The sequence below is a fragment of the Streptomyces sp. NBC_01546 genome (assembly GCF_045208355.1).
Classification (GTDB): Bacteria; Actinomycetota; Actinomycetes; order Streptomycetales; family Streptomycetaceae; genus Streptomyces.
The window spans coordinates 4,856,361-4,878,235 of the sequence record NZ_CP109379.1 but is presented as its reverse complement, the minus strand read 5'-3'; the positions used below and the strand labels follow the sequence as shown (position 1 = coordinate 4,878,235).

Below are 21,875 nucleotides of genomic sequence, written 5' to 3'. Positions count from 1 at the left end.
GGAACCTTCCTCCTCCTCCGCCGGGACGAATGACCCCTGGGCCGTTGTGCGGAGCCTCCCCTAGGGGTTCTCCACCCTTCGGCGGACCTGACATGGGGGATACCGGCGCATGCGGCAGCGGTGAGAAGGTGTTCCCCGCGAGTACGTGCAGGGGGAAGGAATCTCGGTGGGGACAGCGGAGAGCACGGAAGGAAGTCCGGACGGCATACCCGCGGGCACCGCGTCGGGCACGGGGCCCGCGCCGAAACCGGGCCGGCCACCCGCCGCCGTGGTGGCCTCGCTGATGCTGGGCATGGCGCTCGCCGCCCTCGAGGGCACCATCGTCTCCACCGCCGTCCCCCAGATCGTGGGCGACATCGGCGGGTTCGCCGTTTTCTCCTGGCTCTTCTCCGGCTATCTGCTCGCCGTCACGGTCACCCTGCCCGTCTACGGGAAGCTGTCCGACACCTTCGGCCGCAAGCCCGTGCTGCTCTTCGGCATCGGCCTGTTCGTCGTCGGCTCGCTGCTGTGCGCGCTCGCCTGGAACATGGCCGCCCTGATCGCCTTCCGGATCGTCCAGGGCCTGGGCGGCGGCGCCCTCCAGGGCACGGTCCAGACCCTGGCCGCCGATCTGTATCCGCTCAAGGACCGCCCGAGGATCCAGGCCCGGATGTCCACCGTGTGGGCCACCTCGGCCGTGGCCGGCCCGGCGCTCGGCGGGCTGCTCGCCTCGTACGCCCACTGGCGCTGGATCTTCCTGATCAACCTGCCGCTGGGCGCCCTCGCCCTGTGGATGATCAGCCGTCACCTGAAGGAGCCCGTACGGTCCCCCGCGCGCCGCGGCCCGGTCGACTGGGCGGGGGCACTGTCGATCTTCGCCTGCGGCGGGCTGCTGCTCTTCGCGCTCGTCCAGGGCGGGGTCGCCTGGCCCTGGCTGTCCGCGCCCTCGCTGGGACTGCTCGGCGCGAGCGCGGTGCTGGCCGCGGTGGTGGTCCGGGTGGAACGCCGGGCCGAGGAACCGATCCTGCCGGGCTGGGTGTGGCGCCGGCGCACCATCGCCGCCGTCAACCTCGCCATGGGGGCGCTCGGCCTGCTGATGGTCGCCCCGATGGTGTTCATGCCGACGTACGCCCAGTCCGTGCTCGGCCTCGGGCCCGTCGGCGCCGGGCTGGTCATGTCCGTGATGACCCTGAGCTGGCCCATCACCGCCGCCCTCAGCCAGCACGTCTACCGGCGGATCGGATTCAGGAGGACCGCGGCCGTCGGCATGGGCCTGGCCGCGGTGATCCTGTACTCCTTCACCCTGCTCCCGTATCCCGCCCGGCCCTGGCAGCCCGCGCTGATCATGCTGCTGCTGGGCGGCGCCCTCGGCCTCTTCCAGCTCCCGCTGATCGTCGGGGTCCAGTCCACCGTCGGCTGGGCGGAGCGGGGAACGGCGACCGCCTCGGTGCTGTTCTCCCGCCAGGTCGGCCAGAGCATCGGCGCGGCCCTGCTGGCCGCCGTCGCCAACGCCACCATCGCCGCCCGCCTGATCGACGCCCCCGTGTCCGGACTGCCGACCGCCCTGGACGACGTGACGAAGGCCCTGGACCAGCCGGGCCTGCTCTCCCAGGCGGCCGCCGACTACCTGCGCGAGGCCGTGGCCGCCGCCGTGGACCACATCTTCCTCGGCGCGACGGGCGCGGCCGTGGCCTCCCTGCTGGTGCTGCTGCTGATGGCGCCGCGCAGGTTCCCGGTGCTGCCGGAGCACGTGGAGGAGCAACAGGCCTGACCGGGCCGCGACTTGTCATGCTCCGGGTCAACGGGTTAAGTCGGACCCACAACCGTTTCCGGGGGGACGACGCATGGCTTCCGCATTTCTCGCACTGCTGTTACTCGCCGCACTGGCCGGGCCGCCCGCCCGGCGGCTCCACCACCACCCGGCCTTCATCACCGGCCGCGACGGCAGGCTCTCCACCTCCACGGCACTGGCCCTGGCCTGGACCGTGATCCTGGTCTGGCTGCTGCTCACCACCCTCGGCTACGGACTCGCCGCGGGCGGGGGCGTCGGCTGGTTCCGGGGCGAGCACGGCCCGCTGTCCTCGCTGACGACCGTGTACCTGCCGCTGCTCGGGGGCCCGTACGTGGCCATGATCGCGGCGAAGACGGTGGTCGGCATGCGCGTCGAGAACGGCAGCATGGCCAAACCGGCCGCGAAGCCTGCGGCGTCGGGACGGCGGCCGCTGCGGGAGCTCATCGCGAACGACGGCGGGCGCACGGACCTGGTCGACCTCCAGTACGTCGCGCTGAGCGCGGTCACGATGCTCTACGTCGTCCTGTTCTTCCTCTCGGACGTCGGCGCCGGGCTCCCCGACCTGCCCTCCGAGATCTGGGCGCTGACGGGCGCCCCGGCGGGGGCGTACCTGGTGAACAAGATGGCCGTCCGCCCGAACCCGGTGATCACGGACGTCACCGTCTCCGACGGCCGGCTCACGGTGGAGGGGGGCGGCTTCACCACGCCCGTCCTCACCGTGAACGACTCCCCCGTCCCGGCGGAACCCGATCCCCTGACCGGCGCCCTGACGGCCCCGCTCCCGGCCTCGGTCACTCCCCCGTTCACGGTGGTCGTCACGGCCCGCGGCCTGCGCAGCGACCCGTACCGGTACGAGGCCTCCCAGGCTTCCTAGACCTCCTGGGCCTCCTGGGCCGTGTCCGCCTTGTGGCGGGCGTAGTACCGGGCCACCCGGGCCCGGTTGCCGCAGACCGCCGCCACGCACCAGCGGCGCCGCGGGTGCGCCGGAAGGAACATCAGGACGCAGTCCTCCGCCTCGCAGGCGCGGACCGAGGTGACCCGGGGGTCCGTCAGGAACTCCGCGACCGCCTCGGCCAGTTCGGCCGCGAGCCGCCGCGCCGGGGCCGCCGCGCGCTGCGGGGCGGCGGTGAGCCCCGCCTCCGCGCTCCAGGCCAGCTCCAGGCGGGCGGGCGCCGCGGCCAGGGCCTCGTTCAACGCGCGCAGCGCCTCGCGCGGCGGCCGCTCCCCGTCCCGTACGGCCGCGAGCGCCGCACGCACGGCCTCCCGCACGGCCCGTACGGCGGCCACCTCGGCCGCACCCGGCTCCGCGACCGGGGTCAGCCGCCCGGCCTGCTCGGCCAGCCACCGCGCGAGATCCGCCGGCGCGGCGACGAGGTCGCCCTCGGCGGTCACGGTGTTCAGGAGATCCAGGGCGAGGGGCTCGCCGGTCAGCGGAAAAGTCATGCGACTAATGCTACCTGAAACACTTGACCCATTAGGGATCTTGGAGCGAAACTAATGCCACCAAGCCACCAGGAGGCATGTGATGATCACGTCCGTTCAGCACCGCACCGTCGACGTGGACGGTGTACGCGTCGCCTACCGCGAGAGCGGCCCCGCCGACGGCCCCGTCCTGCTGCTCCTCCACGGCTTCCCCACCGCCTCGCACCAGTTCGCCCGTCTGATGGACGCGCTCGGGGACACGCGGTACCGCCTGATCGCCCCCGACTACCCCGGTTTCGGCCGCACCGAGGCCCCGGAAGGGTTCACGTACACCTTCGACCGGCTCGCCGACATCGTGGAGGGCTTCACCGACGCCCTCCGCCTGGACCGCTACGCCCTGTACGTCTTCGACTTCGGCGCCCCGGTCGGGCTGCGGCTCGCCACCCGGCGGCCGGACCGCGTGACCGGCCTGATCGTCCAGAACGGCAACGCGTACGAGGAGGGCCTCTCGGAGGCGGCCCGCGAGTTCGCCGGGCTGCGGCGCGAGGTGCCGGGCGACGAGGACCGGATCCGGGGCCTGTTCACCGTGGAGGGGACCCGCTTCCAGTACGAGACCGGGGTCGCGGACCCCTCCCTGATCTCCCCGGACGGCTGGACGCTCGACGTCCACTACCTCGGGCTGCCCGGGCGTGCGGACGCCCAGGCCGATCTCGCCTTCGACTACGCCTCGAACTTCGGCCACTACCCGGCCTGGCAGGCCTGGCTGCGCACGGCGCGGCCGCCGGTCCTGGTCGTCTGGGGCGCCGGCGATCCCTTCTTCACCCCGGCGGGTGCGAAGGCCTACCTCCAGGACGTCCCGGAGGCCGCCGTCCACGTCTTCGACGGCGCGGGCCACTTCGCCCTGGAGTCCCACCTCCCGGCCATCGCCCCCCTGATCGCGACGTTCCTCGCCGAACTCCCGTAAAACGCCGGCGGAGCCAGGTCAGCCCTCGGCGGGCGCACGACCGGTCAGGGCGGCCAGGCTCGAGCGGACGTGGTTCATGTGCGCCCGCATCTCCTCCTCCGCCTCCGCGTGCTCCCGCAGGATCCGCTCCGTCTCCCGCCCCGCCCGCTCCTCCGCCACCCGCGCCTCCGCGACCAGCTCGGCGGCCAGCGCCTCCGCGTCCTCCTGGCCGTGCCGCGCCGCCTCCTCCGCCTCCGCGAAGCCCCGGCGGGCCTCGGCCAGGCGGGCCTCGGCGTACCGTTCCAGCTCCGCGTGGCGCGCCTCCAGTTCAGCCTCCCGCGCCTGCAGCTCCCGCTCGGCCGCCTCCCACCGCTCCAGCTGCTCCTGCTCGCGCTCCGCCAGCAGCGCCTCCGACCGCCGCCGCGTCTCCGCCAGCCTCGCCTGCGCCTCCGACCGCCACCCCTGCGCGTCGTCCCGCGCCTCCGCCCGCGCGTCGTCCGCCTCCCGCTGCGCCCGCAACAGCCCCTGCCGGGCCCGGACGTCGGTCTGTTCGCGCACCGCCTCCGCGTCCAGGCGCGCCAGCTCCGCCACCCGCTCCGCGTGCGCCTCGGCCGCGCCGATCGCCTCGGCCGCGTCCACCCGCGCGTCGGCCCGCAGGACGTCCGCCTCCTCCTGCGCCAGCAGCAGGATCCGGCGGGCGCGCTCGCTCAGGTCCTCGTAGGTCTGCGGTGCCAGCGCGGACACGGCCTCGCGCAGCCGCGCCGCCTCCCCCTCCATCTGCTTCCCCAGGACGGTCAGCCGTGCCACCCGCTCCCAGGCCTCGTCACGGCTGCCGGACAGCCGGGCGAGATACCGGTCGACCTCGTCCGTGCGGTAGCCGCGGCCGCGCACAGTCGCAATGGGTGCACTCATCCTGGAAGCGCCTCTCTCGCGGGGATTCCTGTCAAGGATGCGTCATTTGGCCCCAGAAGCCGGAATGGCCGGGCCGAGACCCCGTTCGAGGGTCTCGGCCCGGCCATTCAACCGATCATCCGATCAGAGCAGTCCGTCCCACATCTGCTCCAGCAGCACCGACCACCAGCTCTCCGGCGAGGCCAGTGCCGCGCTGTCGAGCCCGGCCAGATTCGCCTGGAAATCGACGGTCCAGCGCCCCGCCTGTTCCGGCGTCAGGTGCTGTCGCAGCCGCCACATGTGACCCAGCATCGCGAGGGACCGTACGAACTGCGGCAGGCTCGAGTTCACGAACTGCGGGGGTACCGGAGCACCGCCCGGACCGCCCTCCACCGGCACGGCCACGATGTTCGCGGTGCCGTACTGCACGCACAGCGCCTTGCCGAAGTCGCTGCCGACGACGAGGTACGACCCCGCGTCCGACGCCGGCTGCACCTGCCGCTGCGCGGCCAGCTCGGCCAGCGTCGGCACCGGCTGGCCCGGCACCGCCTGCGCCCAGAAGAACGGCCCGAAGTCGACGGGCAGGCCCGACCACATCAGCGTCTGCGCCACGATCTCCGGCACGCCCTGGCGGGACACCGCCCGCTGGTCGAAGCGGAACACGCCCTGCGGGCCGAACGCCCCCGCCAGCTCCTGCGCGATCGCGTCCAGCGGGATCGCGGGCTGCAGCGGGACCTGCGGCAGGGGCGCCCGTACCGGCGCGGGGCGCGCCGGGCCGTCCGCCACCTGGTGCAGCTCGCCCTGATGGGTGAGCAGATGGCGCATGCCCTGCTGACGGCCCGCGTGGTCCTTGCCGTACGGAGCCACGCTGGTGATCCGCACCTGCGGCCAGGTCTCCCGGATCATCCGGGCGCAGTAACCGCCGGGCAGTTCACAGGACTCCAGCTCGGTGTGCAGCTCCAGCACCTGCTGCGGCGGCACGTTCATGGCGCGCAGCTCGTGCAGGATCTGCCACTCGGGGTGCGGGGTACCGGGCGCGGAACGGCGGATGAGCTGCTGCTCGGAGCCGTCGTGAGCGCGGTAGCGGAGCACGGCCTGGTAGCCGGGGCCGACCGTGGGCACGCCGGTGGGCGCCGGAGGCTGCGGCTGCGGCGCCGGAGCGACCGGTGCGCCCGGCGGGCCGGGGGGCGCGGGCGGCTGGCCCGTCACGGCCGGACCGGCCAGCATCGTCGCGGCGTGGTGCGCTCCGCCACCGGGAGCCCCGGCGGACCGGGCGGCGCCGGGGCTGACCGGTCACGGCGGGACCGGCCAGCATGGTGGCGGCGTGGTCGAGCCCACCACCGGGAGCGCCTGGAGCACCGGGCGGACCCGGCGGACCGGGAGGCTGCGGCGCCCCGGCACCCGGAGCACCGGGCGGACCGGGAGGCGCCGGCGGCTGACCCGTCACGGCCGGACCCGCCAGCATCGTCGCGGCATGGTCCAGCCCACGCCCGAGCGACCCGGGAGCCCCGGGCGGACCCGGCGGACCGGGAGGCTGCGGCGCCCCGGCACCCGGAGCACCGGGCGGACCGGGAGGCGCCGGCGGCTGACCGGTCACGGCCGGACCCGCCAGCATCGTCGCGGCATGGTCGAGCCCACGCCCGAGCGACCCGGGAGCCCCGGGCGGACCCGGCGGTTGGCCCGCACCGGGCGTCTGCCCGGCCGGCCGGGAGACCTGGGCCTTGCTCGTCGGCGCGTCGGCGATGGAGCCCGCATCCGGAGCCAGCGCCGGTACGACCGCGGTCCGCGGCAGCTGGCTGCCGCCCGGCATCAGCGTGGTCTTCGCCTCCGGAGCCACCGCGGACGGCGGCGCCTCCTCCAGGTCCGACCCGGACAGCGGCGGCGCGAACACGGTCGCGGGCAGCGGTACGGACGCGTCGTCCGTACCGGAGTTCACATCGGTCCCGGCCCACGGCGTGGACCCGGCCGGCACCCCGTCGTTGGCGGTCGGCTCGTACGGGATCTCGCCCCCGCGCCGCAGCGGCACCGCGTCCACGGGCGCCGGGGCCGGAGCAGCAGCCGGAGCGGGCGCGGCGTCGGCCGGCTCCACCGGAGCGGGAGCCGCAACCTGAGCAGGAGCCGGAGCCGGGGCAGCCGGAGCCGCGGCGGGCGGGATCCCCGCCCGGTCCGCGGCCTCCTGCAGCCACTCCGGCGGGCTCAGCATGAACGAGGTCTGCTCCGAGTCGATCCGCGGCGGCGGAACCGAAGCTTCCGAAGCCGTCGAGGCAGCCGCGGCCCCGTACTCCTCCTCGTACCGGCGGATCACCTCACCCACCGGCAGCCCCGGCCACAGCGTCACCTCCCCGCTGTCCCGCGCGATGACCAGCCGCTGCCGGCCGCCACCGGAGACCGGACCGGCCGCGCGGTCCTCCGCCCACACCACGAACCCGAGCCCGAACTCCCGTACCCGCACCTCCCGGTGCTGGTACGCGGGGACGTCGCCGTTGATCCATTCCTCGGCGCGCTCCTGCGCCTGCGCAAATGTCACCACCGCGCCATCACCCCTCAACCGAACCGGCATGTGGCGGAACCGTCCCCGCCACGGGAACCGAGCGTGCGAATCCGCCGTCCACCATCAGACCGGCCACCGTCTCCAGCTCCGGCGGGTTGCCCGCCAACCGCTCCAGAAAGGCGTCGAAATCACCGCCGCACGGCAGCAACAGCCGCTCCACGCGCTCCTGCACCGACCAGCCGTCCTGGTCGCGCGCATCGTCGTACGGGGAGAACCACATCGAACCGATGCCCTCTCCCTTGACCTTCAGGGCGAGCAGTCCGCCCTGTACGAAGGCCACGCACAGGTAGTCCTTCGTCAGGTGATCCCGCAGACACTTGTTGACGTAGACGAGGTCGTTGACCGCCGCCTCCTCACGCACCGTGAAGAACGGCTGGTCCACGAGCAGGCCGAGGTCCACGTCCAGCCCCGCGCCGACCGGCGCGCAGCCGCCAGCGGCCTTGAGGAACGAGCGGTACGCCTCCGGCAGCCGGTAGCCGAGGTCCTCCTCGACCCCCTGCACCTGTTCCTCGGAGACCGACACCACGGACTTCGGCAGCCCCAGGTGCGCCGGGCGCACCTCCTGCAACGGCCGCGTCCCGCGCTTCCCGTGGTCCACCGGCGCCGTCGCCAGCCCCGCGTGGTGCCTCAGCAGCGCCTTCACCTCGACCGGGACCAGCTCCATGCGCCGCGAACCCGCGACGTGGTGCCAGGTCCAGCCGTGCGGGGTCGCCACCGGGCCGACCGTGTCCCACAGTTCGTGCCCGGCCGCCTGCATCGCCGCGTTCGCGGAGACGCAGTCCGTCAGCCGCAGCTCGTCCACGCCGAAGCCCTCCGGCGGCTCTGCGATCTCCACCGCCGCACGCGCGTACGCGGAGAAGTCCGGATGCCCGTTGCCGTCCATCCGCACTCCGTGGGGATGCCGAGCGGCCCGGACCGGGTCCGGGAAATGCACGACCTGCCCCGAATAAGCGGCGTTGGGTGGCGCGGCCTGCTGCCCGAGCCGACCTGTCGTCATGGCGGTAGCCCCCTGCTGGATCTGGCTGGTTCACCACAGCCTATGCGCTGGGGCAAGAGGCTCAGCCGCGCACGACCCGCACGCCCGGCCGGTGGCCGGGAACATCCGAATTGATACGAATATTCGACCCCGCTTCCGCATGACAGGTGACATTTGACAGGCTGTCCCCGCGGCACGGGGGCGTGCCCGACAGCGGCCACCACCGCCGCCACGGGAGGGAAAGCACGACCATGCAGAACACGGCAACACGCACAGATCCGGGCGATGCCACCCCGGGAGGCCAGGCGGGCCCGGCAAGCCCGGAAACCTCCGGACCGTCAGGAACCGCTCCCGAAGCGGGCGGCCCGGCAGGCGACCCCCGCCTGCGCTGGAGCAGCACCGACGGCCGCCCGGCCGTGCCCGTCCTGCGCTTCCGCCGCGACGGCATCCTCCCCACCGTCGCCGCCGCCCTCTCCGTACGCGGCGAAACCCTGACCGGCACCGCCGGCAAGGCCGACCAGCCGCCCGTGCTCCACCCTCTCGTACAGGACTTCCTCGACACGCTGACCAGCGGCCAGCGCGAACGTTTCACCGGCCGATGTCCGGAGGCGATCCTGCTCTCCCGTCACCTGGCCGCCGTGGAGGGCGCCCGCTCCCGGCGCGCCTCCCGCAAGCCCCTCTCCCCGAGCGAAGCCCGCCGCTCCCTCAAGCACGCGAAGATCACCGCCCGGCGCATCCGCGAGGACGGCGACCCCCTCCACGGCAGCTACGCACCCCCCTGCCGGTCCTGCGACGCACTCCTCGCCCACTTCGGCGTACGCCCCGTCGACCTCACCCCCTCCGAGTAGCCATGACCACCGCCTCAGCCTCCTACGACCGCTCCTCGGCGACCCGCTTCCCCGTCGCCGTGGACTCCGCCCTGCGCACCGCCGGCTGGGAGCCCGGCCGCTGGGACATCAAGCAGGCCGAGTTCTGGGCCGACGCGCTCCGCGACCACACCACTCCCGCCGGGCACCGGCACACCGTGTTCCCCGCCGCCGTGGAGGCCTGGGCCGAATTCGGCGGCCTCACGGTCGGCGCGCCCGGCCCCGGCCGGCAGATAGCGCCCGTCACGGTCCGGCTCGACCCGCTGACCGGCCTGCACCTGGCCCGCACCTTCGCCGACCTGGGCCGCGCCCTGTCCACGCAGCTCTGCCCCCTCGGCGTCGAGGCCGACGGAGGCTCGCACCTGGCCCTCGACCGCGAAGGCCGCGTGTACGGCATCGACCACACGGGCGACTGGTACCTCGGCGCGGGCATCGACGAGGCCCTGACCCTGCTCCTCACCGGCCTCCAGCCGACCCGCCTGACCACCGGCTGAGGGCCGGGCGGCCGGGCGGCTAACCGGCGGGGAGCACCGCCGACACCTTGAAGCCGCCCCCGTCGGTCGGCCCGGACACGAACACCCCGCCCAGCCCCAGCACGCGCTCCCGCATCCCGACCAGCCCGTTGCCCCCGCTCGGCAGGCCGGGCTCGGCGGCCTTCCCGTCGCAGGGCCCGTTCTCCACCTGCATGGCCACCTCCCCGTCCCGGTGCGCGAGCCGTACCGTCACCCGCGCGCCGGGAGCGTGCTTGTGGCAGTTGGTGAGCGCCTCCTGCACCACCCGGTACGCGGTCTGCTCCACCTCCGCCGCGTACGCCGCCCCCTCGCCGTGCACCAGCATCTCCACGGCCATCCCGGCCGCCCTCGACTGCCCGACCAGCGCCTCCAGCTCCTCGAGCGAGGGCCCGTCGTCGAAGCTCCCCACGTGGGGGTACCCAGCGGTAGCCGCGGGAGCCACCAGTGCGGCGGCCAGCGCGGCGGGCCTCGCCGGCTTCTCGGCGGCCCTGAGCACGCCGAGCATCTCCCGCAGCTCCGTCAGCGCCTGCCGGCCCATGTCCCCCACCAGGGCGGCGTTCTTCGCGGCCCGCGCCGGGTCCTTGGCCGCGATCGCCTCCAGCGCGGCCGCGTGCACCACCATCAGGGACACCCGGTGCGCCACGACGTCGTGCATCTCCCGCGCGATCCGGGTGCGCTCCTCCTTACGGGCCCACTCGGCCCGCTCCTCGGCCCGGTCCGCCAGCAGCGACAGCTCCCGCTCCAGCGAGTCCGCCCGTTCCTGGAGGCTCTCCATCAGCCGTCGCCGGGCCCCGATGTACAGCCCGAACAGCACCGGCGGCACGGTCAGCGCCACCGCCACGAAGACGGACAGCGAGATCACCAGCGTCTGCTCGTCCGCGTCCCCCCGGGTGCGCAGGTACATCACGACGAAGGTCGCGACCAGCGACATCGAGGCCAGCGTGCCGGTGATCCGCCGGGGCACCTCCGAGGAGGCCAGCGTGTACAGGCCCACCACCCCGAGCAGGAACCCCATCGCGGCGGGCGCCACGGCGATCCCGACCAGCACCACGGCGATCGGCCAGCGCCGCCGCACCAGGAGCACGGCCCCCACCAGGAACCCGAACAGCACCCCGGCCGCAACGGGCACCCCGGCCTCGCGCGCGAAGGCCACGCCCTCCCACGCACACTCGACGGCGGACAGCCCGCCGAGCACCACATCCCCCACGAAGTCCCGCCTGCGCCCCCACCACAACGGCGGCCCAGCGCGGCCTTCCACATCCCCCGTACTGGTCATGCCGTCCAGCGTACGGGCGGCCCTCTCGGCCGCCCCGTGAATTCCCGACGCCGAAACGGCGGGGACGAGTACCGTCGCGGTGAGGGCAGGTGGTACGGCATAGTAGGGACGGCCAGCTTGATCGGCATCGCGAAATGTCCGATTGAGCCTGACTTGCTATCCCCTGTGGTGTAATTGGCAGCACTGAGGCTTTTGGTGCCTTATGTTCGGGTTCGAGTCCTGACAGGGGAGCTTCGCAGACATTCGGGTCCTGACCTCCGGTCGGGACCCGCGTTCGTTTGGGGGCATTGGGCCCCCGGTATCCTTCACGGGTCCACCCCCGAAGCCGAAGGGCATCCCCGTGAGCGCCAACCGCCCGGCAGCCGTCGTCGTACTCGCAGCGGGTGAAGGCACCCGCATGAAGTCGGCCACTCCCAAGGTTCTGCACGAGATCTCCGGGCGCTCGCTCGTCGGTCACGTCGTCGCCGCCTCCCGTGAGCTGGACCCCGCCCACCTCGTCGTGGTCGTCGGGCACGCCCGCGAGCAGGTCACCGCACACCTCGCCGCGATCGACGCCGGTGTGCGCACGGCCGTCCAGTACGAGCAGAACGGCACCGGGCACGCCGTCCGGATGGCCCTCGAAGAGCTCGGCGGGGTCGTCGGCGGCACCGTGATCGTCGTCTGCGGCGACACCCCGCTGCTGACCGGCGAGACCCTCGAGCAGCTCGCGGCGACCCACGAGGCCGACGGCAACGCCGTCACCGTGCTCACCGCCGAGGTGCCGGACTCCACTGGCTACGGGCGGATCGTGCGCGACGCCGGCGGCGCCGTGACGGCCATCGTCGAGCACAAGGACGCCACCGACTCCCAGCGCGCCATCCGCGAGATCAACTCCGGCGTCTTCGCCTTCGACGGCGCCCTGCTCGCCGACGCCCTCGGCAAGGTGCGCACCGACAACAGCCAGGGCGAGGAGTACCTCACCGACGTGCTGGGAATCCTGCGCGAGGCCGGCCACCGGGTCGGCGCGGCCGTCGGCAGCGACCACCGCCAGATCCTCGGGATCAACAACCGCGTCCAGCTCGCCGAGGCCCGCGCCCTGCTGAACGCGCGGCTGCTGGAACAGGCCATGCTCGCGGGCGTGACGGTCGTCGACCCCGCCAGCACGTTCGTGGACGTCACCGTCACCTTCGGACAGGACGCCCTGATCCACCCGGGGACGCAGCTCCTCGGTGCCACCCACGTCGCCGAAGGGGCCGAGGTCGGCCCCAACACCCGCCTGAAGGACACCCGGGTGGGCGCGGGGGCACGGGTGGACAACACGGTGGCCGACGGCGCGGTGATCGGCGACTCGGCGTCCGTGGGCCCGTTCGCGTACCTGCGCCCCGGCACGGTCCTCGGCGCGAAGGCCAAGGCCGGCACGTACGTCGAGATGAAGAACGCGACGATCGGCGAGGGCACCAAGGTGCCCCACCTGTCGTACGTGGGCGACGCGACGATCGGCGAGTACACCAACATCGGCGCGGCGAGCGTCTTCGTGAACTACGACGGTGAACACAAGCACCACACCACCGTCGGCTCGCACTGCAAGACGGGCTCGGACAACATGTTTGTGGCGCCCGTCACCATCGGGGACGGGGCCTACACGGCCGCCGGGTCCGTGATCACGAAGGACGTACCGCCCGGTGCGCTGGCCGTGGCCCGTGGCCAGCAGCGGAATATCGAGGGCTGGGTGGCCCGCAAGCGTCCGGGAAGCGCTGCCGCGACGGCGGCTCAGTCGGCGGTCCAGGTGGACTCCGACAGCCGTTGAGGTGAACTGACCGGAAACGGGTACGTCAGGGACGGCGTACCGTGATAGGTGCACGCAATTCGGCTGGCTCACCGTGTGCGGGACGGACGCACACGGGGGCGAGCAGCTTTCAACACGTCTGAGGAGACAGTGCTGTGACCGGGATCAAGACGACCGGCGAGAAGAAGCTGATGCTCTTCTCCGGCCGCGCCCACCCCGAGCTGGCCGAGGAGGTCGCGCACCAGCTGGGAGTCGGCCTCGTGCCGACCAAGGCTTTCGACTTCGCGAACGGTGAGATCTACGTCCGCTTCCAGGAGTCGGCTCGTGGCGCGGACTGCTTCCTGATCCAGAGCCACACGGCTCCGATCAACAAGTGGATCATGGAGCAGCTGATCATGATCGACGCGCTCAAGCGCGCGTCGGCACGCTCCATCACCGTGATCGTCCCGTCCTACGGGTACGCCCGCCAGGACAAGAAGCACAAGGGCCGCGAGCCGATCTCGGCCCGCCTGGTCGCCGATCTGCTGAAGACCGCGGGTGCGGACCGCATCCTCACGGTCGACCTGCACACGGACCAGATCCAGGGCTTCTTCGACGGCCCGGTCGACCACCTCTCGGCCCTGTCGGTCCTCGCGGACTACGTCGGCGCCAAGGTGGACCGCTCCAAGCTGACGATCGTCTCCCCGGACGCCGGCCGCGTGCGCGTGGCCGACCGCTGGTGCGACCGTCTGGACGCGCCGCTGGCGATCGTGCACAAGCGCCGCGACAAGGACGTCGCCAACCAGGTGACCGTCCACGAGGTCGTCGGTGAGGTCCGGGGCCGCGTCTGCGTCCTGGTCGACGACATGATCGACACCGGTGGCACCATCTGCGCCGCCGCCGACGCGCTGTTCGCGCACGGCGCGGAGGACGTCATCGTGACGGCCACGCACGGCATCCTGTCGGGCCCGGCCGCCGACCGCCTGAAGAACTCCAAGGTCAGCGAGTTCGTCTTCACGAACACCCTGCCGGACCCGTCCGACCTGGAGCTCGACAAGATCACGGTGCTGTCGATCGCCCCGATGATCGCGCGCGCCGTGCGCGAGGTCTTCGAAGACGGCTCGGTCACCAGCCTGTTCGAAGAGCAGCAGTAGAAGAGCAGCGGTAAGCGTCACAGTAGATCGTTTTGAAGGGCGGCCTCCCCGCCGGGTAGACTCATCGAGTTGCTCGGCGAGGGAGGCCGCACTTTCATGTGCGGGCACTCCGTTATCGACGCGCTCTTCGTAGCAGGCCGTTCCGGCCGGGTGACTGTCGTCCATTTCCGTCACCCCACGAGGAGTGAGCATGTCCGAGATCAAGCTTTCCGCCAAGGTCCGCACCGAGTTCGGCAAGGGCTCTGCCCGTCAGGCCCGTCGTGACGCCCTGACCCCCGCCGTCATCTACGGCCACGGCACCGACCCGAAGCACGTCAACGTCGACGCCCACGCCCTGCAGCTTGCGCTTCGTACCCCGAACGTCCTGATCTCCCTGGACATCGCGGGCGAGGGCAACGAGCTGGTCATCCCGAAGGCCGTGCAGAAGCACCCGCTGAAGCGCTCGATCTCCCACGTCGACTTCCTGATCGTCAAGAAGGGCGAGAAGGTCACCGTCGACGTCGCGATCGTCACCGAGGGCGAGCTGGCCGTCGGCGGCAACATGCTGGAGACCCTCCAGAACACCATCTCCGTCGAGGCCGAGGCCACCCACATCCCGACCGAGGTCACCGTCTCCATCGCGGGCCTCGAGGCCGGCGCCACCATCCACGCCAAGGACCTGGTCCTCCCGGCGGGCACCACCCTGGCCGTCGACGGCGACATCGCCGTCCTGCAGGTCGTGGCCCCGCAGGCCGAGGAGCCGGCCGCCGAGGCCGCCGAGGGCACCGAGGCCTGAGCCTCGCCCTTCCCCCTCAGCAGTTGCTGACCGACCGCCGTCCGGCTCCACTGGAGCGGGACGGCGGTCGTCTTCGTATACGGGCTTAAGGAGCTTTTGATGTCGGACGACGCGGCGCCCTGGCTGATCGTCGGCCTCGGCAACCCGGGACCGGAGTACGCGGGCAACCGCCACAACATCGGATTCATGGTGGCCGACCTGCTGGCGGACCGGATCCGGGGGAAGTTCAAGGCGCACAAGGCCCGGGCCCAGGTGGTCGAGGGCCGCATGGGCCCGCCGGGACCGGCCAACCGCCGGGTGGTCCTGGCCAAGCCGATGACGTACATGAACCTGTCCGGCGGCCCGGTGACGGCGCTGCGCGACTTCTACAAGGTTCCGCTCGACCGGATCGTCGCGATCCACGACGAGCTGGACATCGACTACCCGACGCTGCGGCTGAAGCTGGGCGGCGGGGACAACGGCCACAACGGGCTGAAGTCGATGACGAAGTCGATGGGTCCGGACTACCACCGCGTGCGCTGCGGCATCGGCCGGCCGCCGGGCCGGATGCAGGTCGCGGACTTCGTGCTGAAGGACTTCTCCTCCACCGAACGCAAGGAGCTGGACTGGTTCGTGGACCGGGCCGCCGACTCGGTGGAGTGCCTGATCCAGGAGGGCCTGGAGCGCGCGCAGTCGGCCTACAACTCGTAGTCGGTCAGAGGCTGACGGACACGTCCGGCTCCGGAATCCGTGTCCGTCATCCCGAAGGGTGACGGACACGGATACCGGGGCTCGGTGTCAGCCGGTGTTGCGCAGGCCCGCGGCCACGCCGTTGACCGTGAGCAGCAGGGCGCGGGCGAGCAGCGGGTCCGCGTCCTCGCCGCGGGCGGCCGCGGCGCGCTGACGGGCCAGCAGCGAGACCTGGAGGTAGGAGATCGGGTCCAGGTAGGCGTCGCGGACGGCGAAGGTCTGCTGGAGCACCGGGTTGGAGTCCAGGAGCTTCTCGCCGCCGGTGATGCGCAGGACCTCGCGGACGGTCAGCTCGTGCTCGGCCTCGATGCGGGCGAAGACGTGCTTGAGGTCGTCGGGTACGAGGGTGTCGACGTAGTGGCGGGCGATCCGCAGGTCCGTCTTGGCCAGCGTCATCTCGACGTTGGACAGGAAGTTGCGGAAGAAGTGCCAGCGCTCGCCCATCTCGGTGAGGACGCCGTCCTGGCCGGCCTCGCGCAGGGCCTTGAGGCCCGAGCCGACCCCGTACCAGCCGGGGACGATCTGGCGGGACTGGGTCCAGCCGAAGACCCACGGGATGGCCCGCAGGCCGTCGAGGCCGGCGCCGGAGTCGGGGCGGCGCGAGGGGCGGGAGCCCAGGTGCAGGTCGGCGAGCTGGTCGACCGGGGTGGCGGCGAAGAAGTACGCCGGCAGGTCCGGGTCCTCGACGAGCGCGCGGTACGCGGCGTGCGCGGCGTCCGAGACGGTGTCCATGGCCGCGTCCCAGCGGGAGAGGGCCTCGTCGGACTGGCGGGGGGCGGTGTGCAGGGCGGAAGCCTGCAGGGTGGCCGCGACGGTCAGTTCGAGGTTCTCCCGGGCCAGCGACGGCACCAGGTACTTGTCGGAGATCACCTCGCCCTGCTCGGTGACCTTGATCTCGCCCTCCAGGGTGCCCCAGGGCTGGGCGAGGATCGCGTCGTGGGAGGGGCCGCCGCCGCGGCCGACGGTGCCGCCGCGGCCGTGGAAGAGGCGCAGCCGCACCCCGTAGCGGTGGGCTACGTCGCGCAGCCGGCGCTGGGCGCGGTGGATCTCCCACTGGGAGGTGGTGATGCCGCCGAACTTGGAGGAGTCGGAGTAGCCGAGCATGACCTCCTGGACGTCGCCGCGCAGGGAGACGAGGCGCCGGTAGGAGGGGTCGGCGAGCATCTCGTCGAGGATGACGTCGGCGGCCTTGAGCTCGTCGGTGGTCTCCAGGAGCGGGACGATGCCGATCTTGGCCCAGCCGCCGTGCAGGTCGATGAGTCCGGCCTCGCGGGCCAGGACTGCGGCGGCGAAGACGTCGTCGGCGCCCTGGCACATCGAGATGATGTAGGACTCGATGACCTCGGGGCCGAACTTCTCGAAGGCGTCCTTGATGGCGAGGAACACGCCGAGGGTCTTCTGTCCGGCGGCGTCGAGGGGCGCGGGGGTGGGGGCCAGCGGACGGCGCGAGCGCAGCTCCTTGGCGAGGAGCTTGCGGCGGTAGTCGCGGGGCATGTCCGCGTAGCGCCAGGACTCCTCGCCGAGCCGGTCGAAGAGCTGCCCGAGCGCGTGGTGGTGGGCGTCCGCGTGCTCGCGTACGTCCATGGTGGCGAGCTGCAGGCCGAAGGCGGCCAGGGTGCGGATGGTGCGGTCCATGCGGCCGTCGGCGAACAGGGCGCCGCGGTGCTCGCGCAGGGAGGTCTGGATGAGGGTGAGGTCGGTGAGCAGCTCGGCGGTGCCGAGGTAGTCGCGGCCTTCCTCGTGGGGGGTGCCCTTGGCGAGGCGCGCGCGGGTGTTGACGAGCTTCTGCCGGATGCAGGTCGCCTTCAGGCGGTACGGCTCCTCGGCGTTCAGCCGCTTGTAGCGCGGGCTGATCTCGGGGAGGCGTTCGAGGTCGGCCTGGAGGGAGGCGAGGAGTTCCTCGGTGGCGCCGGTGTAGCGGATGGAGTTCGACAGCAGCCCGCGCAGGAAGTCGATGAGCTCGAGGGCGTCGGTGATGCCGTGCTCGTGCTGGAGGATCAGCACGTCCCGGGTGACGTCCGGGGTGACGTTGGGGTTGCCGTCGCGGTCGCCGCCGATCCAGGTGCCGAAGGTCAGCGGGCGCGTCCCGGCGGGGAGCTCGACGCCGACGCGCTGGAGCTCGGCGGCCAGGTCCTCGAGTACGTCGCCCACCGCGCCGGCGTGCAGCTCGTCGAGGTAGTAGATCGCGTTGCGGGCCTCGTCGGCGGGCTCGGGGCGGACCACGCGCAGCTCGTCGGTCTGCCAGACGAGGTCGATGTTCTCGGCGAGGCGCAGGTCGTGGCGGCGGCGGTCGCCGGCGCCGGTGACGGGCTCCTCCAGCAGGGCGGCGATGCGGCGCAGCTTGTTGAGGACGCTGCGGCGGGCCGCCTCGGTGGGGTGCGCGGTGAAGACGGGGCGGACGTTGAGGTTCTTGACCGTCGCGCGCAGGTGCTCGGGGTCGGCGTCCTTGAGCATGTCGGCGGTGCGGGCGAGGAGCCCGCCCTCGGCGGCGCGGTGGGCGCGCAGTTCCTTGCCGCGGTGCACCTGCTCGGTGACGTTGGCGAGGTGGAAGTAGGTGGAGAAGGCGCGCACCAGCTTGGCGGCGGTCTCCAGGTCGGTGTCGCCGAGCAGGGCGGCGGCGGCTTCGCCGTCGGTGCGCGTCAGAGCGCGCACTTGTTCGACGAGGTCGAGGAGGTCCTGGCCCTCCTGGCGTACGAGGGTCTCGCCGAGGAGGTCACCGAGCCGGCGGATGTCCGCGCGCAGCTCTGCGTTGGCGGTGGCGGCCGGGGTGACGGGGGCGGCCGGCTGGGTGGCCAGGGGGGCCTGGTCAGCACTGCTCACAGGTGCGGCTCCTTGCAGTGTTCGAGCGCTACTGGGCGGTGGGCTCCCGACTGTGCGCGGCTGTGCCGCTCCTGATCACAGCCCGGGCTGCCCGTGCGGACCGCGCTGTCCGACGGGACCAGGATAGGTGTCCGATGCGCGTGCCTGGGCAAATGTCTCATCAGGCGGCTCGTGAACTGCTCGGGCGGCCGCCACGGCCCCCGGCAGCGCGGTCCTCTTGCCGCGGGACCCGGCTTTGCCATACTTACGATGCCGTAGGTTACGGGTCCGTAGGATCCGTGGCCAGGGAGCCTGCCGACATCTCTCACCCCCCAGGGGACCCCATGACCACCAGTCCCGATCTGATCGAGGACGCCTCCGCGTCCTCCGACACTTCTGCCGCGTCCTCCGACACATCTGCGCCGTCCGCGACACTCGGCGGCGAGAACAAGCGGTCCATCGAGCAGATCGCCCTTCTGCTGTTCATCACCGTTCCCTTCCTGGCGCTGCTGGCGGCGATCCCGCTGTCGTGGGGCTGGGGGGTGAGCTGGCTCGACGTCGGCCTGATGGTCTTCATGTACTTCCTGGCCTGCCACGGGATCACCATCGGTTTCCACCGCTACTTCACGCACGGTTCCTTCAAGGCGAAGCGGCCGCTGCGGATCGCCCTCGCCGTGATGGGTTCGATGGCGGTGGAGGGTCCGCTGGTGCGCTGGGTGGCCGACCACCGCAAGCACCACAAGTACTCGGACCACGAGGGCGACCCGCATTCGCCGTGGCGGTTCGGCGAGACGCTGCCGGCCCTGATGAAGGGCCTGTGGTGGGCGCACATCGGCTGGCTCTTCGACGAGGAGCAGACCGATCAGCAGAAGTACGCCCCCGACCTGATCAAGGATCCGGCGATCCGGCGGATCTCGCGCGACTTCATCTTCTGGACGATGGTTTCGCTGGCGATCCCGCCGCTGGTGGGCGGTCTGGTGACGATGTCCTGGTGGGGCGCGTTCACGGCGTTCTTCTGGGGCTCGCTGGTGCGCGTGGCGCTGCTGCACCACGTGACGTGGTCGATCAACTCGATCTGTCACGCGGTGGGCAAGCGGCCGTTCAAGTCGCGTGACCGCTCGGGCAACGTGTGGTGGCTGGCGGTGCTGTCCTGCGGGGAGTCCTGGCACAACCTGCACCACGCCGACCCGACCTCGGCGCGGCACGGGGTGCTGCGCGGCCAGGTCGACTCCAGTGCGCGCCTGATCCGCTGGTTCGAGCAGCTGGGCTGGGCCTCGGACGTGCGCTGGCCCTCGGCGGACCGCATCGAAGCCCGCCGCAGGGAAAACGAGCCGAACGCGGCATGATGGGGGGCGTGGCGATCGACGGCGGTAATTCCAGCAGCGACAAGCCCAGGCGTGGCCGCCGGGTGCGGATGACGGGCGCGGAACGGCGCCAGCAACTGCTGGACATCGGCCGGACCCTGTTCGCGGAGAAGGGCTTCGAGGGCACCTCGGTGGAGGAGATCGCGGCGAAGGCCGGGGTGTCCAAGCCGGTGGTGTACGAGCACTTCGGCGGCAAGGAGGGCCTGTACGCGGTCGTCGTGGACCGGGAGATGCGCCAGCTGCTGGACGGGGTGACGGGGGCGCTGACGGCCGGGCACCCGCGGGAGCTGCTGGAGCAGGCGGCGTTCGCGCTGCTGGACTACATCGAGTCCTACACGGACGGTTTCCGGATCCTCGTACGGGATTCCCCGGTCGCCCAGTCCACCGGCACCTTCGCCTCGCTGATCAGCGACATCGCCACGCAGGTCGAGGACATCCTGGGCCTGGAGTTCAAGGCGCGGGGCTTCGACCCGAAGCTGGCCCCGTTGTACGCGCAGGCGCTGGTCGGGATGGTGGCGCTGACCGGCCAGTGGTGGCTGGACGTACGCCGTCCCAAGAAGGCGGAGGTGGCGGCGCATCTGGTCAACCTGGCCTGGCACGGGCTGGACGGGCTGGAGTCGAAGCCGCAGCTGGTGGGCCGCCGCAAGAGCTGAACCCGTGCGCGCGCGTCGCGCGCGGTACGACGGCGCCCCGTCACCGGATCTCCGGTGGCGGGGCGCCGTCGTACGGTCGGCGTCAGCCGAGCGGTTCCTGGCTGTGTGGTTCCAGGCTGTGTGGTTCCAAGAACTCGAGCCGGTTGCCCACCGGGTCCTCCGAGTAGAAGCGGCGGTGGCCCGGCAGGCCGTCGTCCCAGACGACCTCGGCGCCGCGTTCCTCCAGTCTCTTCGCGTAGGCGTCGATGCCGGTCACCCGCAGCCCGGGGTGAGCCTTGCGGGCGGGCCGGAATCCCTCCTCGACGCCGAGGTGCAGCTGCACGGGTCCGGCGGCGAACCAGCAGCCCCCGCGCGCGGCGAGGAGGGGCGGTTTGGAAATCTCCGTCATGCCGAGGACATCTGTGTAGTACGCGCGGAGCCGGTCCTCCGACCCGGGCGGCGCGGCGAGTTGGACGTGGTCGACTGCGGTGAGCACGGTCAGACCTCCTTGCGGGCGACGGCGAAGATCCGGCGGAACGGGAAGACGGTGCCGCGCGGGCCGGGCGGGTAGGCCTCGCGCAGCCGGTCGCGGTATTCGGTGAGGAAGGCGTCCACGGCGTCGTCGTCGTCTCCCAGCGCGGTGAGGACGGGCCGCAGCGCGGTGCCCTTCACCCAGTCGAGCACCGGGTCGGGACCGTGGAGCATCTGGTGGTAGGTGGTCTCCCAGACGTCCACGGCGCAGCCGAGCTCGGTGAACCGGGCGAGGTATTCGGCGGGTTCGAGCAGGTGGATGTAGCGGGCGCCGTGTCCGGCGAGCCGGGCCCGCCAGCGCGGGGCGTCGCAGAGCTCGGCGAGCAGGGCGTGGCTGGGGGCGTTGAAGTTGCCGGGGATCTGGAAGGCGAAGGTGCCGCCGGGGCGCAGGCCGTTGATCCAGGCGCCGAAGGAGGCGGGGTGGCTGGGGACCCACTGGAGGGCGGCGTTGGAGACGATCAGGTCATAGGGCTCTTCGGGCAGCCAGGTGCCGAGGTCTCCGTGCCGGAACTCGAGGTTGCCGCCGCCCGCGGTGGGGCCGGCGTACTCCTTGGTGGCGCGGTGGAGCATCTCGGGCGAGAGGTCGAAACCGGTGATGCGGGCCTCGGGCCACCGGTCGGAGAGAAGGGTGGTGACATTGCCGGGGCCGCAGCCGAGGTCGGCGATGCGGGCGGGCCGGGTGGGGAGTTCGGGTATGCGGGTCAGCAGGTCCAGGAAGGGCCGTGTGCGATGGCCGGCGTGCCGGAGGTACTGCTGGGGGTCCCAGATGGGTGCGGAGGGTGCGGTGGCCGTGGGGATCCCGGCCTGCGTGGTATCGGAATACATGTTCGAGCCTCCCTGCTGGCGGGGCGGTCGGAAGCGGAATCAGTTCCGGCCCCCTCCATGCCCCATGGTCGCCGCATTTATATCTCGACGTCAAGATACTTGATCTCGAGATGC

Annotated in this window: 18 protein-coding genes, 1 tRNA gene and 1 pseudogene; 12 read left to right on the top strand and 8 right to left on the bottom strand. The window is 72.2% G+C overall.

Going from position 1 to position 21,875, the window contains the following annotated elements; translation table 11 throughout:
* Positions 1-166 precede the first annotated feature (166 nt).
* Positions 167-1,750: an MFS transporter gene (locus tag OHA89_RS22400; protein ID WP_406366937.1), complete on the top strand. Its 1,584-nt coding sequence runs from the start codon at positions 167-169 to the stop codon at positions 1,748-1,750.
* A 73-nt stretch (positions 1,751-1,823) separates the two neighbouring features.
* Positions 1,824-2,645, top strand: coding sequence for a hypothetical protein (locus tag OHA89_RS22395; RefSeq protein WP_406366935.1), 822 nt, complete (start codon positions 1,824-1,826; stop codon positions 2,643-2,645).
* On the opposite strand, the gene OHA89_RS22390 is transcribed toward OHA89_RS22395, so the two are convergent.
* Positions 2,642-3,214 carry an ABATE domain-containing protein gene (locus OHA89_RS22390; protein WP_266609488.1) on the bottom strand — a complete coding sequence of 191 codons (573 nt, stop codon included), beginning with the start codon at positions 3,212-3,214 and terminating at the stop codon, positions 2,642-2,644. The genes OHA89_RS22395 and OHA89_RS22390 overlap by 4 nt on opposite strands.
* Positions 3,215-3,296: 82 nt before the next feature.
* On the opposite strand from OHA89_RS22390, the gene OHA89_RS22385 reads away from it, so the two are divergent.
* Complete coding sequence (locus tag OHA89_RS22385) at positions 3,297-4,157, top strand: alpha/beta fold hydrolase (protein ID WP_266609487.1); 861 nt, start codon at positions 3,297-3,299, stop codon at positions 4,155-4,157.
* 18 nt (positions 4,158-4,175) lie between these two features.
* Here OHA89_RS22385 and OHA89_RS22380 read toward each other — a convergent pair whose 3' ends face one another.
* From OHA89_RS22380 to OHA89_RS22370, 3 genes and pseudogenes are all read right to left on the bottom strand, one after another.
* Entirely contained in the window at positions 4,176-5,048 is an 873-nt protein-coding gene (locus OHA89_RS22380) for a cellulose-binding protein (protein ID WP_266609486.1), read from the bottom strand.
* Between the two features lie 123 nt (positions 5,049-5,171).
* Positions 5,172-7,557: pseudogene (locus OHA89_RS22375) on the bottom strand (SUKH-4 family immunity protein).
* 7 nt (positions 7,558-7,564) lie between these two features.
* A complete protein-coding gene (locus OHA89_RS22370) occupies positions 7,565-8,575 on the bottom strand; it encodes an SMI1/KNR4 family protein (RefSeq protein WP_266609484.1) in 1,011 nt (336 codons plus the stop codon).
* A 230-nt stretch (positions 8,576-8,805) separates the two neighbouring features.
* Between OHA89_RS22370 and OHA89_RS22365 the strand changes: the two genes are divergently transcribed.
* Positions 8,806-9,402 carry a YwqJ-related putative deaminase gene (locus tag OHA89_RS22365; protein ID WP_257555986.1) on the top strand — a complete coding sequence of 199 codons (597 nt, stop codon included), beginning with the start codon at positions 8,806-8,808 and terminating at the stop codon, positions 9,400-9,402.
* 2 nt (positions 9,403-9,404) lie between these two features.
* A complete protein-coding gene (locus OHA89_RS22360; RefSeq protein WP_215144746.1) occupies positions 9,405-9,914 on the top strand; it encodes an SUKH-3 domain-containing protein in 510 nt (169 codons plus the stop codon).
* Positions 9,915-9,933: 19 nt separating this feature from the next.
* Here the strand turns inward: OHA89_RS22360 and OHA89_RS22355 are convergent, their stop codons facing one another.
* Positions 9,934-11,208: a sensor histidine kinase gene (locus tag OHA89_RS22355; protein WP_406366932.1), complete on the bottom strand. Its 1,275-nt coding sequence runs from the start codon at positions 11,206-11,208 to the stop codon at positions 9,934-9,936.
* Between the two features lie 159 nt (positions 11,209-11,367).
* Here OHA89_RS22355 and OHA89_RS22350 point away from each other — a divergent pair.
* The 5 genes from OHA89_RS22350 to pth all read left to right on the top strand — a co-directional run bounded on the left by OHA89_RS22350 (position 11,368) and on the right by pth (position 15,571).
* A tRNA-Gln gene (locus OHA89_RS22350) sits at positions 11,368-11,439 on the top strand.
* 109 nt (positions 11,440-11,548) lie between these two features.
* Positions 11,549-12,994 carry a bifunctional UDP-N-acetylglucosamine diphosphorylase/glucosamine-1-phosphate N-acetyltransferase GlmU gene (gene glmU, locus OHA89_RS22345; RefSeq protein WP_266609481.1) on the top strand — a complete coding sequence of 482 codons (1,446 nt, stop codon included), beginning with the start codon at positions 11,549-11,551 and terminating at the stop codon, positions 12,992-12,994.
* 134 nt (positions 12,995-13,128) lie between these two features.
* Positions 13,129-14,106 carry a ribose-phosphate diphosphokinase gene (locus OHA89_RS22340; protein ID WP_215144740.1) on the top strand — a complete coding sequence of 326 codons (978 nt, stop codon included), beginning with the start codon at positions 13,129-13,131 and terminating at the stop codon, positions 14,104-14,106.
* 190 nt (positions 14,107-14,296) lie between these two features.
* Positions 14,297-14,881, top strand: coding sequence for a 50S ribosomal protein L25/general stress protein Ctc (locus tag OHA89_RS22335; protein ID WP_257555977.1), 585 nt, complete (start codon positions 14,297-14,299; stop codon positions 14,879-14,881).
* Between the two features lie 99 nt (positions 14,882-14,980).
* Positions 14,981-15,571, top strand: coding sequence for an aminoacyl-tRNA hydrolase (pth, locus tag OHA89_RS22330; RefSeq protein WP_215144736.1), 591 nt, complete (start codon positions 14,981-14,983; stop codon positions 15,569-15,571).
* A gap of 87 nt (positions 15,572-15,658) precedes the next feature.
* Here pth and ppc read toward each other — a convergent pair whose 3' ends face one another.
* A complete protein-coding gene (ppc, locus tag OHA89_RS22325) occupies positions 15,659-18,430 on the bottom strand; it encodes a phosphoenolpyruvate carboxylase (RefSeq protein WP_406366929.1) in 2,772 nt (923 codons plus the stop codon).
* Between the two features lie 323 nt (positions 18,431-18,753).
* Here ppc and OHA89_RS22320 point away from each other — a divergent pair, with 323 nt between their 5' ends.
* On the top strand, positions 18,754-19,755 hold the full coding sequence (locus tag OHA89_RS22320) for an acyl-CoA desaturase (protein ID WP_406366928.1): 1,002 nt from the start codon (positions 18,754-18,756) through the stop codon (positions 19,753-19,755).
* A complete protein-coding gene (locus tag OHA89_RS22315) occupies positions 19,752-20,426 on the top strand; it encodes a TetR family transcriptional regulator (RefSeq protein ID WP_386186608.1) in 675 nt (224 codons plus the stop codon). The genes OHA89_RS22320 and OHA89_RS22315 overlap by 4 nt, the downstream gene beginning before the upstream one ends.
* 82 nt (positions 20,427-20,508) lie before the next feature.
* Here OHA89_RS22315 and OHA89_RS22310 read toward each other — a convergent pair whose 3' ends face one another.
* Both OHA89_RS22310 and OHA89_RS22305 read right to left on the bottom strand, forming a co-directional pair.
* On the bottom strand, positions 20,509-20,901 hold the full coding sequence (locus OHA89_RS22310) for a VOC family protein (protein WP_266609479.1): 393 nt from the start codon (positions 20,899-20,901) through the stop codon (positions 20,509-20,511).
* A 2-nt stretch (positions 20,902-20,903) separates the two neighbouring features.
* Positions 20,904-21,761 carry a trans-aconitate 2-methyltransferase gene (locus OHA89_RS22305; RefSeq protein ID WP_406366927.1) on the bottom strand — a complete coding sequence of 286 codons (858 nt, stop codon included), beginning with the start codon at positions 21,759-21,761 and terminating at the stop codon, positions 20,904-20,906.
* Positions 21,762-21,875 lie beyond the last annotated feature (114 nt).

What these genes read in the sequence shown, in the direction of transcription:
- OHA89_RS22395 (WP_406366935.1), top strand. Translation starts at nt 1,824, where the DNA reads ATGGCTTCCGCATTTCTCGCACTGCTGTTACTCGCCGCACTGGCCGGG.
- OHA89_RS22390 (WP_266609488.1), bottom strand. Translation starts at nt 3,214, where the DNA reads ATGACTTTTCCGCTGACCGGCGAGCCCCTCGCCCTGGATCTCCTGAAC.
- OHA89_RS22385 (WP_266609487.1), top strand. Translation starts at nt 3,297, where the DNA reads ATGATCACGTCCGTTCAGCACCGCACCGTCGACGTGGACGGTGTACGC.
- OHA89_RS22380 (WP_266609486.1), bottom strand. Translation starts at nt 5,048, where the DNA reads ATGAGTGCACCCATTGCGACTGTGCGCGGCCGCGGCTACCGCACGGAC.
- OHA89_RS22370 (WP_266609484.1), bottom strand. Translation starts at nt 8,575, where the DNA reads ATGACGACAGGTCGGCTCGGGCAGCAGGCCGCGCCACCCAACGCCGCT.
- OHA89_RS22365 (WP_257555986.1), top strand. Translation starts at nt 8,806, where the DNA reads ATGCAGAACACGGCAACACGCACAGATCCGGGCGATGCCACCCCGGGA.
- OHA89_RS22360 (WP_215144746.1), top strand. Translation starts at nt 9,405, where the DNA reads ATGACCACCGCCTCAGCCTCCTACGACCGCTCCTCGGCGACCCGCTTC.
- OHA89_RS22355 (WP_406366932.1), bottom strand. Translation starts at nt 11,208, where the DNA reads ATGACCAGTACGGGGGATGTGGAAGGCCGCGCTGGGCCGCCGTTGTGG.
- OHA89_RS22335 (WP_257555977.1), top strand. Translation starts at nt 14,297, where the DNA reads ATGTCCGAGATCAAGCTTTCCGCCAAGGTCCGCACCGAGTTCGGCAAG.
- pth (WP_215144736.1), top strand. Translation starts at nt 14,981, where the DNA reads ATGTCGGACGACGCGGCGCCCTGGCTGATCGTCGGCCTCGGCAACCCG.
- OHA89_RS22320 (WP_406366928.1), top strand. Translation starts at nt 18,754, where the DNA reads ATGACCACCAGTCCCGATCTGATCGAGGACGCCTCCGCGTCCTCCGAC.
- OHA89_RS22315 (WP_386186608.1), top strand. Translation starts at nt 19,752, where the DNA reads ATGATGGGGGGCGTGGCGATCGACGGCGGTAATTCCAGCAGCGACAAG.
- OHA89_RS22305 (WP_406366927.1), bottom strand. Translation starts at nt 21,761, where the DNA reads ATGTATTCCGATACCACGCAGGCCGGGATCCCCACGGCCACCGCACCC.